The sequence below is a fragment of the Helicobacter bilis genome, assembly GCF_900198365.1.
GTDB classification, from domain to species: Bacteria; Campylobacterota; Campylobacteria; order Campylobacterales; family Helicobacteraceae; genus Helicobacter_A; species Helicobacter_A bilis_B.
Genome location: NZ_FZMS01000072.1, coordinates 18,435 through 33,357 on the forward strand (window position 1 = coordinate 18,435; position 14,923 = coordinate 33,357).

Annotated in this window: 17 protein-coding genes; 2 read left to right on the forward strand and 15 right to left on the reverse strand. The window is 35.6% G+C overall.

Going from position 1 to position 14,923, the window contains the following annotated elements:
- Positions 1 to 30 precede the first annotated feature (30 nt).
- The 4 genes from C6H08_RS09015 to C6H08_RS09030 form a co-directional block, all read right to left on the reverse strand.
- Positions 31 to 1,002, reverse strand: a complete 972-nt coding sequence (locus C6H08_RS09015) for a KpsF/GutQ family sugar-phosphate isomerase (RefSeq protein WP_034579453.1) — start codon at positions 1,000 to 1,002, stop codon at positions 31 to 33.
- Positions 1,003 to 1,604: 602 nt separating this feature from the next.
- Positions 1,605 to 1,982, reverse strand: a complete 378-nt coding sequence (rplS, locus tag C6H08_RS09020; protein WP_004088603.1) for a 50S ribosomal protein L19 — start codon at positions 1,980 to 1,982, stop codon at positions 1,605 to 1,607.
- A gap of 7 nt (positions 1,983 to 1,989) precedes the next feature.
- Entirely contained in the window at positions 1,990 to 2,670 is a 681-nt protein-coding gene (gene trmD, locus C6H08_RS09025; RefSeq protein WP_034565387.1) for a tRNA (guanosine(37)-N1)-methyltransferase TrmD, read from the reverse strand.
- The gene (locus tag C6H08_RS09030) at positions 2,660 to 3,985 is read right to left on the reverse strand and encodes an outer membrane family protein (RefSeq protein WP_034565389.1); all 1,326 of its coding nucleotides are present in this window, start codon (positions 3,983 to 3,985) and stop codon (positions 2,660 to 2,662) included. Before C6H08_RS09030 ends, trmD begins: the two co-directional genes overlap by 11 nt.
- Before the next feature lie 312 nt (positions 3,986 to 4,297).
- Between C6H08_RS09030 and pstA the strand changes: the two genes are divergently transcribed.
- Both pstA and pstB read left to right on the forward strand, forming a co-directional pair.
- Entirely contained in the window at positions 4,298 to 5,116 is an 819-nt protein-coding gene (pstA, locus tag C6H08_RS09035) for a phosphate ABC transporter permease PstA (RefSeq protein WP_034579457.1), read from the forward strand.
- Between the two features lies 1 nt (position 5,117).
- Entirely contained in the window at positions 5,118 to 5,876 is a 759-nt protein-coding gene (gene pstB / locus C6H08_RS09040) for a phosphate ABC transporter ATP-binding protein PstB (RefSeq protein ID WP_034579460.1), read from the forward strand.
- Between the two features lie 270 nt (positions 5,877 to 6,146).
- Here pstB and C6H08_RS09045 read toward each other — a convergent pair whose 3' ends face one another.
- The 11 genes from C6H08_RS09045 to C6H08_RS09085 form a co-directional block, all read right to left on the reverse strand.
- The gene (locus tag C6H08_RS09045; RefSeq protein WP_034579462.1) at positions 6,147 to 6,845 is read right to left on the reverse strand and encodes a pirin family protein; all 699 of its coding nucleotides are present in this window, start codon (positions 6,843 to 6,845) and stop codon (positions 6,147 to 6,149) included.
- A gap of 245 nt (positions 6,846 to 7,090) precedes the next feature.
- Entirely contained in the window at positions 7,091 to 8,593 is a 1,503-nt protein-coding gene (gene rny, locus C6H08_RS09050; protein ID WP_052092858.1) for a ribonuclease Y, read from the reverse strand.
- Positions 8,590 to 9,222, reverse strand: a complete 633-nt coding sequence (locus tag C6H08_RS09055; RefSeq protein WP_034564079.1) for a 5-formyltetrahydrofolate cyclo-ligase — start codon at positions 9,220 to 9,222, stop codon at positions 8,590 to 8,592. The genes rny and C6H08_RS09055 overlap by 4 nt, the downstream gene beginning before the upstream one ends.
- A 157-nt stretch (positions 9,223 to 9,379) precedes the next feature.
- A complete protein-coding gene (locus tag C6H08_RS09060; RefSeq protein ID WP_034564081.1) occupies positions 9,380 to 9,817 on the reverse strand; it encodes a ribonuclease H family protein in 438 nt (145 codons plus the stop codon).
- Between the two features lie 180 nt (positions 9,818 to 9,997).
- On the reverse strand, positions 9,998 to 11,041 hold the full coding sequence (gene ruvB, locus C6H08_RS09065; RefSeq protein WP_004088103.1) for a Holliday junction branch migration DNA helicase RuvB: 1,044 nt from the start codon (positions 11,039 to 11,041) through the stop codon (positions 9,998 to 10,000).
- Between the two features lie 52 nt (positions 11,042 to 11,093).
- Complete coding sequence (locus tag C6H08_RS09070; protein WP_034579465.1) at positions 11,094 to 11,873, reverse strand: histidinol-phosphatase; 780 nt, start codon at positions 11,871 to 11,873, stop codon at positions 11,094 to 11,096.
- 88 nt (positions 11,874 to 11,961) lie between these two features.
- Entirely contained in the window at positions 11,962 to 12,351 is a 390-nt protein-coding gene (locus C6H08_RS09075; RefSeq protein WP_080732179.1) for a GtrA family protein, read from the reverse strand.
- 21 nt (positions 12,352 to 12,372) lie between these two features.
- Positions 12,373 to 13,047: a tetratricopeptide repeat protein gene (locus C6H08_RS09080; RefSeq protein WP_034579466.1), complete on the reverse strand. Its 675-nt coding sequence runs from the start codon at positions 13,045 to 13,047 to the stop codon at positions 12,373 to 12,375.
- 13 nt (positions 13,048 to 13,060) lie between these two features.
- Entirely contained in the window at positions 13,061 to 13,225 is a 165-nt protein-coding gene (locus tag C6H08_RS11350) for a hypothetical protein (protein WP_158656853.1), read from the reverse strand.
- A gap of 419 nt (positions 13,226 to 13,644) precedes the next feature.
- Positions 13,645 to 13,821 (reverse strand): hypothetical protein, encoded by a 177-nt coding sequence (locus C6H08_RS11355; protein WP_158656854.1) that lies wholly within the window; start codon positions 13,819 to 13,821, stop codon positions 13,645 to 13,647.
- Between the two features lie 442 nt (positions 13,822 to 14,263).
- Positions 14,264 to 14,890: an NAD(P)H-dependent oxidoreductase gene (locus C6H08_RS09085; RefSeq protein ID WP_034579469.1), complete on the reverse strand. Its 627-nt coding sequence runs from the start codon at positions 14,888 to 14,890 to the stop codon at positions 14,264 to 14,266.
- Positions 14,891 to 14,923 lie beyond the last annotated feature (33 nt).

The window sequence follows — 14,923 nt, forward strand, 5'->3', positions numbered from 1 at the left end:
AACAGCCACCATCTTAAACCCATATAACACTTACTTACAAAACCCAGCTTGGATTAAATCATGCATATGAATAACACCCTCCAGCACACCCTCTTGTGTTAAAATAGGTAATATCTGAATCTTAGAATCTTCAATAATTTTTAAAGCATCAAATGCAAGCATACCGCTATCATAAAGTGCTTTTGGATTTTTTGTAGCATAAGAAAAAGCACTAGATTCTAGGCTAAAATCCTTATCAAACATAGCTCGTCTTAAATCGCCATCACTCAGCACACCAAGCAATTTATGATTAGAATCTACAACAAATGCATTTCCTAAACGCCCATTTGTCATAACATTAATCGCATCACGCAAACTCATCGCAGTATCAAGCAAGGGGAGATTCTGCGTCTGCATAATATCGCTCACTTTGATAAAAAGCATACGACCCAAACTCCCACCGGGATGAAAACTTGCAAAATCACGCTTACTAAAGCCCCTAGCCCTCATAAGACACACAGCAAGAGAGTCGCCCAAGGCAAGTGTAAGCGTCGTGGAAGTCGTGGGGGCAGTTTGCAACGGGCATGCTTCCCTTTCTATAATTAAGGGCAGAAAATAATCGCCAAGCATAGACATACGCGACTTTTTTGACTTTGACATAGTAATGATAGGCAACCCCATGCGTCTAATATGTGGCAAAATCGCTACAATCTCCTCGCTCTCACCACTATAACTAATCGCTAACACGCAATCATCTTTTTGCAATACGCCTAAATCACCATGCATAGCTTCTGTGGGATGCAAAAAAATGCTTGGTGTGCCTGTGCTTGAGAGTGTCGCTGAAATTTTTTGTGCGACTAGCCCGCTTTTGCCTACTCCCATAAGCACGAGCTTACCTTTCATATTTATTATAAGCTTGATAATAGAATCTAAATCGCTCAAATCCCCACTATACGCTAAAAGCGCATTACCTTCATCATGCAAAGTCTGCATAAAAATTGCTTTAAAATCATAAGTTTTCATATTTAATCCTTTTGTATGTGTTTTATCGTGTAAGCTAATTATCGCGTGGCTAATTTTAGCATACTTTGCTTTAATGAAATGAGATTGTCAATTTCTTTATGTTTTTAGTGGCGTGTATTTAGAATCTTTTCTTGCTATATAAAAATATAAGCTTAAAAAATACAAAGTAGAGATTTTGTAGAATCTATTTATCATATTAAATAATATTTGCGAGATTAAATCGAGTTTGATAGGCTTTTAGATTCCATATGGTCTTCTCAGGAATTATTATAAACAATAATCAAAAAAAACACACACAAAAAATAACCCTTATAGAATCTAAACTTCACATTTTACACCCTATGTGCCTGTATCTACCAAAAGGAGAAAATTCTTGGTTTCTTTACTATTCATATAACAAAACTACTTGTATAAGATTATTTCAAAAATATCTCAATACTATCCACATAAAGTATTCAAGTGTTTGATGAGAGTTGGCAGATTCTAAATATCCATAAAAAGTTCTAGAATCTCAGGTGTTAGAATCTTGCGGTAAATTCCGCACGATCCACACAATACAACCAGCATATTGAAGTAAAGATTGTGTGAAAACAATAAAGCTATTATGCTTCTTTTTTATTCAACTCTTTTCTTAATTCCTTAATTCTTGCGGCTTTACCTCTTCTGTTACGCAAATAATAAAGTTTTGCACGGCGGACTCGCCCAATACGCAACACTTCTATTTTCTCTAAGCTGTCGCTATAAAGTGGAAAAATCTTTTCAACACCTATATTGTTAGCACCCATTTTACGCACAGTAAAAGTCCTATCCACGCCATTACCGCGTATAGCTATACAGACACCCTCAAAGTTTTGCACTCTTGTTTTATCACCCTCTTTTATCTTAATCCCAACACGCAGAGTATCACCTGCTTTAAATTGTGGCACAGACTTATTCTCAAGTTGTGCTTTTTCAAATTGCTCGATATATCGATTTTTCATGATTTCCTCACTTATGATGTAATAAATCCGGTCTAAAATATTGCGTTTTCATCTTAGACATGGTAAGTTTCAAATCGCTGATTATAGCGTGATTTCCATTTAAATATGCTGAAGTTGGTAAATTTTCTTGATTTTTTTTAGCAAACTGCTTTGATTTTGTGAAATTTGGTGCTTCAAGTAAGCCAGATTCAAAACTCTCGCCTTGTAAAGACAGCTCGTTGCCAAGCACACCATGTATATGCCTAGCAATAGAATCTGCCATACATAATGCCCCTAACTCGCCACCACTTAAGATAAAATCGCCTATGCTAAAAATCTCTGTTGCATGCAATTCAATACTTCGCTCATCAAAGCCCTCATATCGCCCACACACAAAACTAATATGGCTATATTTGCTAAGGCGGACAGAATCTTTATGACTAAATTTCGCACCACAAGGGCTAAGAAATATAATGCGTGAATCTCTTGCCTGTTGTAAAGCACAATCAAGCACAAATGGATCAAGTAGCATTCCCGCTCCACCGCCAATAAGGGCATTATCCACTTTTTTATGCTTATTGAAAGCAAAATCGCGGATATTTATACATTCTACTTCAATCTTTTTATTATGTATAGCATTTCGCATAATGCTATGCCCAAAATAAGGCATAATTAAATCTGGAAAAAGAGTAAAAAAACTAAAACGCATAGGTTACAGATGACGTAAGATAGCTTCTATCAAGGACATGGCGACCGCTGATTGTAATATCAGAATCATTCCACGCATCATTTTGCATGATATGTGTGTAATAGTTAGCAATTAAGCCCAAACTTACAGAATCTATAATCTGCCAATCAATAATAAACTTCAATGAATACTCTGTCGCACTCGGGGCAGTGGTATATCTCCCATCAAGTCCAAAGGACAAAGATTCTACAAATTTTGCTAACTTTTCATATCTAGCTTCTGTGAAAAGCAATACGCTAAGGGCATCTGGAGCTACAGAGGCATTAAGCGAGCTGCCTGTGCCATACACGCTATTATCCCAAATATCTATGCCGATAGGATTACCAAACATACCCATTCTAGCATTTGCATTACCTATATTTTTATAGACTCCAAGTGCGATTTTATAAGTATCATAAATGTCAATATCTTGTCTCACAAGAATGCTTGAAGTAAAGCCGGTGGGATCTTTAAAGTCAGCGAAAAAGTGATTACCTAAATCATTAATGCTTTTACCATGTATAGGGAAAAGTGCGACTAGCTTTGTAGTATAGCTGATACTCTCTTTATCGCCAAAACTAGCATTTATGCTAAGCCCCGGTGCAACATACTCTTTTGCACCATAATACACATAAGCCTTTGCATCTAAAAAGTCGTTATTATAGCCGACTTCAGCATTTACGATTCCATAAGTAGAATATGTTGTGCTAAAATCTGTAAGCCAACCATTCCCTACAAGTGCCACTGTGCTTGAGCCAAAAAGCTTTACATGAAAGTTATCCGCAAATTTATACACTGCATTTATACCCTCAGCATAGCTATCAAACCAATCATCATCTTCTTGCTCAAATCTCCCTGCTTTAATATTTAGAGAATCTATTTGATAGTGTATATAAGCATTATGCACGAACGCATTATGGGTATTGTCCGCTGTTGCGTCTTTATCATTGAGATAGCCCCGATATGCCCCCACATAGTTATATCCTAACCCTTTTGTAGAATCGTAAGTAAGCCCAGCGGCAACCGCTCCAATCATAACCTGAAAATCATTATATTTATACCCCACGCCTAATTGCCCTAACGCATAGCCATAGCTATTATTTGGCAATGCTTGTTTCGTGCTAAATGCAGTTTTATTAAACACTTCTAAACCACCATGTAAAAATACGCCATTTTCTTGCTCTATCGTAGATTCTGTGTCTTTATGCTCTTGCTCCATGATTGCAATCTCATTCTGTCTTGCATACAGCATAGAAAGGCTGAGTGCAGAAAATATGAGAATCTTATGTAATCGCACGATAACTCCTTGTGCTATTTTGTCCTAATAAGACATTGTGAAAAATAATGAAAATTATATGATATTTATGTTTGTTTTTGTAGATATTTTTGTATGTGATTCTATAAATATTTCATGTTTTTAGCGTGTATTTGGTGTAAAAATACATTTCAAAGAATAAATGAAGTATCCTAGAATCAAAGCAAGAAAATTAATGCCCTAAGAGTTAGTTGTAGCAATAATTTACAAATATTTTACAATCTAGTTTTGCGATTTTACATACATTTTTTACACTTTCAAGCAAATTTTCTAAATGACTAATAAGGGATAAAGATGAGAAGAGATGGGCTATCTAGTCTATTATTTTGGTGTATGCGACTATCTATTTTTAGCACACTTGCTATATTTTGTATTTTAATTGGTTTTATTTTTATAAAAGGTGTTGTTTATCTCACACCAAGCCTTTTTGAATGGGAATATAATAGCGAAAATGTCTCTATGATGCCAGCCATTATAAATACCATTAATATGATACTTTTCTCCCTTGCTATTGCTATGCCTTTTGGAATCTTTGGGGCGATTTTTCTCACAGAATATAGTAGTAGTAAAAATAAACTCATTGCAGTCATTACAACCGCAGCTGAAACGCTTGTATGTATCCCATCAATCGTATATGGGCTTTTTGGCTTCCTTGCATTTGTCGTATTTTTTCAATTAAAGTTTAGCTTTTTAGCAGGCAGCCTTACCATTACTATTATGATTTTACCCGTGATTTTGCGTAGCGCGCAAGAGGCATTAAAGTCTGTGCCATTAATGTATAGAGAGGCAAGTTTTGCACTTGGGGCAGGAAAGCTTAGAACTATTTTCGCGATTATTTTACCTGCTGCTACACCCGGAATCTTAGCAGGAATCATTCTTAGCATTGGTAAGATTGTAGGTGAAAGTGCTGCATTGCTTTATACCTTTGGTGGATTTGCTCAAGTTTCTGGACTATTTGATTCTGGTAGGACTCTTAGTATGCACATGTATCTTATATCAAATGAAGGGCATCATATCAATGAAGCATATAGCACCGCAATGATTCTCATTGTGATTGTGCTAATCATCAATCTTTTATCAAACTACATAGCAAAAACTCTCACAAAGGCATAAAATGGATAAAAAAGTATGTTTTAGTATTAAGGATATGAATCTTTACTATAATGATTTTCATGCGTTAAAAAATATTAATATGCAGATTCTAAAAGGTAAAGTAACCGCCTTTATCGGTCCTAGTGGTTGTGGTAAATCTACTTTTCTCAAAAGTCTTAATCGTATGAATGACTTAGTAGAAGGCTGTAAAATTAAAGGCAAGATTCTATTAGATGAAGTTAATATCTATAAAAAATATGATGTAAATATATTGCGTAAAAAGGTTGGCATGGTCTTTCAAAAACCAAACCCATTTCCTATGAGTATTTATGATAATATGGTGTTTGGTCCAAAAACACATGGGATAAAGCATAAGGATAAGCTTGATTCTATCGTAGAAGAATGCTTAAAAGATGTTGGCTTATGGGGAGATCTTAAAGACAGATTAAGGCAATCTGCCCTAAGCCTTAGTGGCGGACAGCAACAAAGACTATGTATCGCAAGGACATTAGCCGTAAATCCTGAAGTAATCCTAATGGACGAACCTACAAGTGCACTTGATCCCATATCAACACTAAAGATAGAAGAACTTATCAATAAGCTCAAAAAAGAATATACGATTATTATCGTTACGCACAATATGCAGCAAGCTATGCGTATATCTGATAAAACTGCATTCTTTTTGCTTGGTGAAGTGATAGAGTTTGATGATACTGAAAAGATCTTTTCAAAACCAAAGGATAAAAAGACACAAGATTATATTGCGGGAAGATTTGGGTGATAATGGCTTTATATTAGGTATTAATATTATATGTTGTTTAGTTTATTTGCCATTTAAAGTCAAAATGCAACAAGTAATAATCTATCATAGACCATATTTCATGCTTTGAGATCATATATCCTTGTTTGCATATAATTCAAACATACCAACAATACTTGCATAAAAGATTCCAATCTTGTATTAATGCCATTTCATAGCAACAAAATGTTTATATTGCATTTTATCACGAGTTTGTGTTGGTATGCAATTATATGTCACGACTAATTGTATTTAAGGCAAGTCAAATATCAGCACTTCATTGCTAGAATCTAAACCTTTGAGAATAAAGCTAGATTCAGAGCAGCACATCACACCATCGCTTGTTTCTATGATAAAGGGCTTGGTTTGGCTAGATTCTATCTCTAGTTTGCCACGCACCACTTGGATATACGCCTTGCGACCACTATCAAAGCTAAAAGTCTCACTCGCAATATCCCTATACAGCCATAACCGCATATCTTGATACACTTTTAGAGAATCTTGCTCGGCGTTTGGGGACAAAATAAGCGTTTTGCCCTTGCTTGTGTCAAATGCTTTTTGCTCATATCTTGGCTTAATACCTAGCTCATTTGGCTGAATCCAAATTTGATAAAAATGCAGCGGCTCGTCTAAAAGATTAAACTCTGAATGCGTAACGCCACTGCCTGCACTCATTATTTGAAACTCCCCACTTGGCACACGCTCTTCATTGCCCATACTATCTTTATGTGCGATGCTCCCACTTAGCACATAAGTTAAGATCTCCATATCCTTGTGCGAATGTGTCCCAAAGCCCTTGCTCGGCTCTACTCTGTCTTCATTAATCACACGCAATGCACTAAAACCCATAAACCTCTCATCATAATATCCTGCAAACGAAAAGCTATGATAAGTATCAAGCCAGCCGTGATTAAAATGCCCTCTTTCATTTGCCTTGCGTAGTGTTAGCATATTAAATCCTTTGTGTAAAACTATTATCACACTATATTATCTAGGCAAATAGCCTATAAAACTGCATTGTTTTAAGGGCTATTTTTACAAAAATGTGATTTTATGTAAAAACAATGCTGCATTATACAGACGCAAATAATAAAATATTTAATATTATTGAAGTGAATTTTATGTGATAAAAAGCAATAAATAACTTTGCCAATCCAAACAAATTTTAGAATCTTATATATCATCTAGGCATATTATCATGCATACGCCACAGCGCGCATTTCTCGTATTACATTAACCTTTATTTCGCCCGGATATTGTAATTGCTGTTTGATTTCATTTGCGATTTCTCTAGATAATACAACACTCTCTATATCATTTACTAAATCAGCCCTTACAATTACTCGTATTTCTCTACCTGCATATACCGCATAGGCTTGTTTTACGCCAAATTTCTCCATAGCAATTTTTTCTAAATCTCTCACACGATTGATATAGCTCTCATTTGCTTCATTTCTAGCACCCGGTCTTGCCGCACTTAAGGCATCTGCCGTGCAGACTGCACTGCATTCAATGCTTTTAGGCTCTTCGTGTCCGTGATGTGCGTATATGGCATTAATTACAACAGGATCTTCATTATATCTTAAACATATATCAGCACCTAAATCCACATGGCTGCCGCCTTGCTCATCTATGAGTGCTTTGCCAATATCATGCAAGAGTCCTGCTCTTCTTGCAAGCTTTACATTGCCACCTAACTCACCTGCTATAATCCCTGCTAGTCGTGCCACTTCTAGTGAATGCTGCAAAGCATTTTGCCCAAAACTTGCACGATACTTTAGCTTTCCTATGAGTTTTTTAAGCTCAGATTCCACATAGCCTATACCAAGTTCCAATAGAATCTCATCGCCTTCTTGATAGAGTTGCTCTTCTGCTTGTGCCTTTACTTTTTCATACACTTTTTCAATGCGACTTGGATGTATCCTGCCATCTTGCATGAGAATTTCAAGTGTCCTTGTCGCTAAAGCCCTTCTATAAAGGCTAAATGAGCTAAGTGAAATCTCATTAGGCGTATCATCAATGATGAGATTCACACCGCAAACCATCTCAAAGGCTTTAATGTTTCGCCCCTCTTTGCCAATGATTTTGCCTTTCATCTCATCATTTACTAACCGCACATTATTCACCAATCTATCGCTGACAAACTCTCCGGCAAATCGCGTAGTCGCTTGTGCGATAATATAGTTTGCCTTGCGTTTTGCTTCAGCCTTTGCCTCTGTCTCATAGCGGCGGATAAGACTAGCCCTCTCTTGTATCAGCTCATCTTCTAGATTTTTTAATAGAATCTTTTTTCCTTCCTCTTTTGTTAGGGCGGTGTAATCTTGCAAAAGAGATGAAAGCTTTATTTTTTCTTCCTGACATCGTTCTAATATTTTTGCTTGTTCCTCTTTTTGCCTTAATACTTCCTGTTTTGCATGATTTATTATCTTATTGCTTTCCTCATGTTCTTGTATTATTTTTTCAAGCTCATTCTTACGCTTTGCAAGTTTTTTATTGAATTGTTCCTCTTCTTCTTGCATTTTTACATGTTTATTGTGTAGTAACTGCTCTATTTCGGTTTCTAATGCCTTAATTTTTGCATTATTTTGCTCAATACACAAAAGCATTTTGGCATAGGAAAGCTTCCTTGCAACAAAGAAAGTGACAAATGCAACACAAATAGCGGTCGCCCCGCATGAGAGTAAAACAATAGGAGTCATTTATACGCACTCACATACATATCTGCTTGTATATCATGCCATTCACACAATGACTTACTAGAAATATGCCGCATTCTGCTCACAAAAATACTATAAGGTCGCACCTTTAAAGTTTCATAAAATCTATCATACATACCTTTTCCAAATCCTATTCTTTTCATATTTTTATCAACGCCAAGCACTGGCACAACAGCAATGTCTATTAATATATTTTTATAAATCTTGCAAGTTTTTGGTTCATAAAGTCGCCAATGGGTTTTTACCAAAGGAAAACGATATTTTACCATGTTAAAGCTTGTTTTTTCAAGTTTTGGGACAAATACCTGATATTTTTTATCCTGTTTTAATTTTGCCAAAATATGCGTAATATTTACTTCAGTAGATAGTGGAATGTAGAGCAAGACATTGCATTCTTTTGCTTTTGATTGTATATAGAAAAGTTTATTATTGCGTTTTATCTTATAGGCTTTTGGTTTTTTGTAGCTTGTTATGTGTGTATATATTTTTTTTGCACAAAGCTTATCATAAATGCAGAATCTCTTTTGCATTTTTGCTTTTATTTTTGTGCGAAATTCTGTTTTTGAATCTATGGATTCTGTATGTTTTTTGGCTGTGAGATTTTTTTTCATTGTGTGTTTATGCCTTATTTTGATTTTAAATGATATAAAATCTTAATTACTTTAAACATAACATAGGGAGCAAAATATTAAAATTCATGTATGTTAAAGGAAGATATTTTTAATATACTCAAGCTTTCTATGAGATTTTACAGCACGAAATAAGATTCTACTCTGCATAGAGATTTGCATTTTCTCTTGCGACTTTATCGCAGTGTTCATTTTGTGGATGTCCATTATGTGCCTTAACCCATTGTGTTGTTATAGTGTGCTTTGCTCCTACATGTATATATTCTCCCCATAAATCCGTGTGTTTTACATCTTTAAAACCTTTTTTTTGCCAATTTGGAAGATACTGCTCGATAGAATCACATACATACTTGGAGTCGCTTGCAATGACTACACGGCAAGGTTCAGTAAGCATTTTTAATCCCTCTACAACCGCCTTAAGCTCCATGCGTCCATTTGTGCTATATGCCTCACCACCACTTACTTGCGTGTGAAAAACTCTACCATTTGGGGCTTTATACTCAAGCAGGGCACAATACCCACTAGCCCCCGGATTCCCTAAACTTGAACCATCTGTGTAAAGAATAACTGATTTCATACTTTGCCCTTTATCATAAGCTAAATTTAAAATCGGCAGATTCTAAGAAACACTTTTATTATAAAATCACCGCTTTTTTATTAAGATAAAGCTGTGAAACTTGTTGTATTTTAATATAAATTGCAATTAAGATTCACCATACTTATTTTAATATGTGCATAAAAGCAATTTTCCTACTTATTAAAATAAACTTAAACCATCGTTTTTAGCATAATGCGGAAAAAGCGTATAGGTTTTAGGCGTGGCGATTCTGCCTTTTGCGGTGCGTTCAATATAGCCATTTGCAAGTAAGTATGGCTCAATCACATCTTCTATTGTCCCCTCATCTTCGCTCATTGCCGCTGCGATTGTGTTTAAGCCAATAGGTCTGCCATTTGCCTGTGATAAAATCTTTAAATAGCCTAAATCCATCTCATCAAAGCCTAGCTCATTTACCCCTAATTCATTTAATGCGTGTTTTGCGATGACTTCATCGATTATCTTTTTATCCTGCACTTCAGCAAAGTCCCTTACCCTTTTTAGTAGTCGCAGGGCAATACGCGGCGTGCCACGCGATCGTTTTGCAATCTCTTTTGCACTCATTTCATTAATCTTTGTGTTTAGTTTAAGGCTTGCTTTTGTGATGATTAAGGCTAACTCATCTTCATTGTAAAATTCTAGTTTCGCACTGATTCCAAACCTATCTCGCAAGGGGTTTGAGAGCATACCAGCCCTTGTTGTCGCACCGATTAAAGTAAATGGGGCTAAATCAATCTTTATAGTCTGAGCGGCTGCCCCTTGTCCTATGATAATATCAAGGCGAAAATCTTCCATAGCTGGATATAAAATCTCTTCAATAGCAGGACTTAGCCTATGAATCTCATCGATAAACAAAATATCGCCATGACTAAGATTTGTCATAATTGCTGCTAAATCTCCCGCTTTTTCTATCATGGGGGCTGCACTGACTTTAATATTTGCCCCCATTTCATGTGCGATAATGTGGCTAATCGTAGTTTTGCCAAGCCCCGGTGGTCCAAAGAATAGAATATGGTCTAAACACTCATTACGCTTCTTACTTGCTTCAATAAATACCTGCAAATTTTTCTTAATCTTGTCTTGTCCTATATAGTTTTCCCATGATATAGGTCGCAGGGTATTTTCATTTTGAGAATCTATTGTCTTTTTATCACCAGCGATTATGCGTTCTGTTTGTTCGTTATTTAATAGTGAAATTTTCTCCATTATATAGCCTTGTTTTTAGTGAATTATAGCAAACTTCAAGTGATATTTTTTATTAATCTAAATCAACCAAAAACTTCTGTTTTTTACGAAAAATTGCAAGTTTGTTAAAGCCAATATCTTTTAGAATCTTTAAACATTCTTCATAACCAAAGCCTACTTGACAAGTATCGTGTGCATCGCTTCCCATCGTTATATCAAGTCCTATTTCCTTTGCTTTTTTTAGAATCTTTTTTGAAGGATACTGCTCTTTTATATCTTTTCTCAAACCTGCTGCATTTACCTCTAGCACTATATCCATATCTTTCATAATATATAGAGTTTCTTCCATTTTTGCATAGAGATTCTGCGGCATAATATCGCCAAATAGCTTTGGTAAATCAAAATGTCCAACTATTTGAAAATACCCTGTTTTTGCCATGCCTTGCAGTGATGAGAGATATTTATCCCAAGTGGCAAATACGCCCATTTTTTGCCATTTACCTATAAATTCTGGGTTATCAAAGCCCCAATCATCTAAGAAATGCACCGAACCTATCAAGTAATCCACATTAGAATCTAGCACAGATTTATCTAGTAAATCTTCCCTACCGAGTATATAATCCACTTCTAACGCACGCAAAACTTCCATAGATTCATAAGATTTTGGAATCTGTGCAAGATAGTTTGGTAAATCCGCAAAACTCATGCGATATTTTTTATCAAAGCCCATCGGGGCATGGCATGAAAATCCAAAGATATCTATACCAAGACTACTTGCCTTTTGCATGTAAGATTCCATACTGCCATTTGCATGATTGCAGTAAATGGTGTGATTATGTAAATCAACTCGCATATTTTTTCCCTCACTCTATATGGACTAAGATTATTAGCTTATTTTAGATTTGATATAGAATCTAAAAGCAATTTTAATCTTTATAATCTTAGCGAAAAGTCCAAAATTTATGCAACAAATAGCCAACAATGACATACACTATACTTGCAATTATGAGTGCTATATATTCACTCCAAGATAAGATTCTATAACATATAATAAGTGTCAATAAATTCGTTATATATGCAAGAGTGCTTGCTATCACAAAGCGTGTAAAATCTCTTCTATGCGTATGCTTCGATTGAAAAGTAAATCGCCTATTAAGCAAATATGAGACTATAAAGGCGATTCCATAACCTAGTGCATTTGCAACCTCTGGCATAACACCCATAAAGGTTAAGCCAAACATAATGCCATAGCCAACAATGGTATTAATAATCCCCACTACACCATAAATAATAGTGCTTTTATCGATATATTTTTTTACATATTGTCTCAAAACGCTTCTCTTATAATAAGACTATTTAATTCCTATTTCATTAAACTCTCTGTATTTATCACAGCCGCTTTGATAGCCATAATCACATGCCTTGCCATAAAACTCTTTTGCTATGCTTAGATGATTTTTCATATCTGTTTTTTGCTGATACATTACGCCCAAATTATAACAGCCAAGCGGCTCCTTACCATTACATGCTTGTTTATAAAAGTTATCTTCCTTATCAAAGCTTTGTCTCACACCCTCTCCATTACCATACATAATGCCTAAACCATAGCAACTTGCGCTATTTTTTTGCTTACATGAACGCTCATAAAAGTCTCTTGCCCGAAAATAATCATGTAAATGGAAATAATAAATATCGCCGACATTACCACAACTTGCTACATTCCCACTCTCACATAGCTTTTCAAAATAGGCTAGTGCTTCATCGTGTCTGCCTGCAAGTGTGTATATCATGCCTACAATCTCACATTGTTTATCAAGGCATTCTTGCGGACCAACTAAGCCATTATCAATGAGATAATCACACGCATTCGCATTATTTTGCATACAAAAATTATATGTATAGTGCCATTCTTTTTCAGTCAGCCTCTCAAACGCATTTGCATTGCAACACAGCATAAAGCCAACAGAAAAGACTAAACAAAACCTTTTAAAAAAATAAATACAGCGTGTGATAAGAAATGCTCTCAAAACAAACTCCCTGCTATGCTATAATCACAGCAATTATAAAAGTAGATTCTATAATATCGGTCTTTATGGGATTTTGTGGAATGTTTTTTAGAATCTTAGCACTTGTTAAATCGTGATTTGCCAATAAGCTATTTGCCTGTGTTGCTAGTCTATCGGCTATCTTTTGTAAAAATTCCATATTAGCCCCTAACTTAGAATAATCTTTTAACTTCTTTTTGTGTAGAATCTATTGCTTCCCTGTATGTAGCTACCATAGATTCAATATTTGCGCTTTGAGATTCCATCTCTTTTTGTGCTAATTCTACCGCTTTTTGTGCGATTCTGTTTTTATGGTTAGCACTTATTTCTTTTTGTCATCTCTTCTACTTAATTATTAAAGATTTCTGATATTTGCTTGTCTAACTCACTTTTACTCTCTGGTATAACTTGTGAAATGACTGTATTTTTAATTTGTCGCATTTCATCTTGTTCGTCTGGTTTTTACTACTGCCAAGAATACCCATAATTAAGTTAGGGAGTAATAACACAAAGATTCCCGCGATAGGATTAAGCACGGACAGAGCAAACCTTAATGCTCCGCCAATAGACCCCTACAAATCACCATGTTTTATTAAGATTTTTATACCGATATTTAGGACGCTTTTTTGCTCCTCTTGGCAGTTCTGTCCCACCGACATAAATTATTGATTTTTGTGTCGTATTGCCTGTCTTAGTATTTATGCTGCTGAGAGTAGAATCTATTCGGCTTGTAATGTCATTAGCAATATCCACCATAGAATCTTTTAATTCCGCAGATAATGGAACTGTGTATTAAATCATTAATTACAGAATCTGCCCTCACTTTGCCCTATCCTTTAGAATCTCAGTATCATTTATGCCTAAATTTCTCTACACTGCCATTTTCCCTTACTGCCTCAATGTATTCGCTCGTATTATAGTGCAACTCTGTAGCTAGGGCTGTCTCTGGGGTTATGCCCTCACTTATAAGGTATCTTTTTCCTAAAAAGAGTTTAAAAGTGATCTTTTCCTAGCACTAAACACACCAATAACTGGCACTATCAAGTCAGTATCGCTAATATGTTTTTGCAGTGTAGTTACCCACTCACTAAGATTTATAGAATCTAGCTTTAAGTTCATATTATTATAAAATATTAAGGTGCTATTCTTGTGGATAACAAGCCTTTAATCTTTATGTTTTTATAAGTCAGATTCAACTTTATTTATATTCCACCAAATCATCAAGCGAGATTCTATATCTAGGCTGTTGTTCCTTACCACGATAGCCAAAACACACAATAATGCTCACTTGCTCTTTAAATGGATCAAGCCCATACAGCTTTTCTACCGCTCTTTTCTCATAGCCCTCAATATAGCAAGTATCAATCTCTAAGAAACTCGCATAGGCTACCATATAAGTTGCCATAATATAAGCCTGTTTGCTACTCCAGTGTGCTAGAGATTCTCCAGAATCTAGTCCCCGCTCTTTCAAGTATCCACCCAAACGATCACAAAATGCCTGATACGCACCCAAATCCATTTTGCGTCTAAAGGTATTTTGCTTTGTGTATTCACTCGGTGGGACTAAGTCATTTTGCAAACTTTTAAATATTACAACTTCACTTGCTGTTGTGATTTGAGGCTGATTCCAGCATAATGGACGAAGTGCTGCCTTTGCCTCATCGCTACGCAACACAAGTAATCTTGTAGGCTCTAGCCCAAAGGAGCTTGGCGATAATCTGCCCACTTCTAAAATCTCATCAAACACTTCTTTTGGAATCTTTTTATTCTCATCAAAAAGTTTGCACGAATGGCGGAAATATATAGAATCTAAAAACTTATTCATCACTTACTCCTTATGTAAATTTAAACAACGCAA

What these genes read in the sequence shown, in the direction of transcription:
- trmD (WP_034565387.1), bottom strand. Translation starts at nt 2,670, where the DNA reads ATGCGTTTTAGTTTTTTTACTCTTTTTCCAGATTTAATTATGCCTTAT.
- rny (WP_052092858.1), bottom strand. Translation starts at nt 8,593, where the DNA reads ATGACTCCTATTGTTTTACTCTCATGCGGGGCGACCGCTATTTGTGTT.
- C6H08_RS09015 (WP_034579453.1), bottom strand. Translation starts at nt 1,002, where the DNA reads ATGAAAACTTATGATTTTAAAGCAATTTTTATGCAGACTTTGCATGAT.
- C6H08_RS11350 (WP_158656853.1), bottom strand. Translation starts at nt 13,225, where the DNA reads ATGGAATTTTTACAAAAGATAGCCGATAGACTAGCAACACAGGCAAAT.
- C6H08_RS09045 (WP_034579462.1), bottom strand. Translation starts at nt 6,845, where the DNA reads ATGCTAACACTACGCAAGGCAAATGAAAGAGGGCATTTTAATCACGGC.
- C6H08_RS09070 (WP_034579465.1), bottom strand. Translation starts at nt 11,873, where the DNA reads ATGCGAGTTGATTTACATAATCACACCATTTACTGCAATCATGCAAAT.
- C6H08_RS09085 (WP_034579469.1), bottom strand. Translation starts at nt 14,890, where the DNA reads ATGAATAAGTTTTTAGATTCTATATATTTCCGCCATTCGTGCAAACTT.
- pstB (WP_034579460.1), top strand. Translation starts at nt 5,118, where the DNA reads ATGGATAAAAAAGTATGTTTTAGTATTAAGGATATGAATCTTTACTAT.
- C6H08_RS09060 (WP_034564081.1), bottom strand. Translation starts at nt 9,817, where the DNA reads ATGAAATCAGTTATTCTTTACACAGATGGTTCAAGTTTAGGGAATCCG.
- rplS (WP_004088603.1), bottom strand. Translation starts at nt 1,982, where the DNA reads ATGAAAAATCGATATATCGAGCAATTTGAAAAAGCACAACTTGAGAAT.
- C6H08_RS09055 (WP_034564079.1), bottom strand. Translation starts at nt 9,222, where the DNA reads ATGAAAAAAAATCTCACAGCCAAAAAACATACAGAATCCATAGATTCA.
- pstA (WP_034579457.1), top strand. Translation starts at nt 4,298, where the DNA reads ATGAGAAGAGATGGGCTATCTAGTCTATTATTTTGGTGTATGCGACTA.
- ruvB (WP_004088103.1), bottom strand. Translation starts at nt 11,041, where the DNA reads ATGGAGAAAATTTCACTATTAAATAACGAACAAACAGAACGCATAATC.
- C6H08_RS11355 (WP_158656854.1), bottom strand. Translation starts at nt 13,821, where the DNA reads ATGGTGGATATTGCTAATGACATTACAAGCCGAATAGATTCTACTCTC.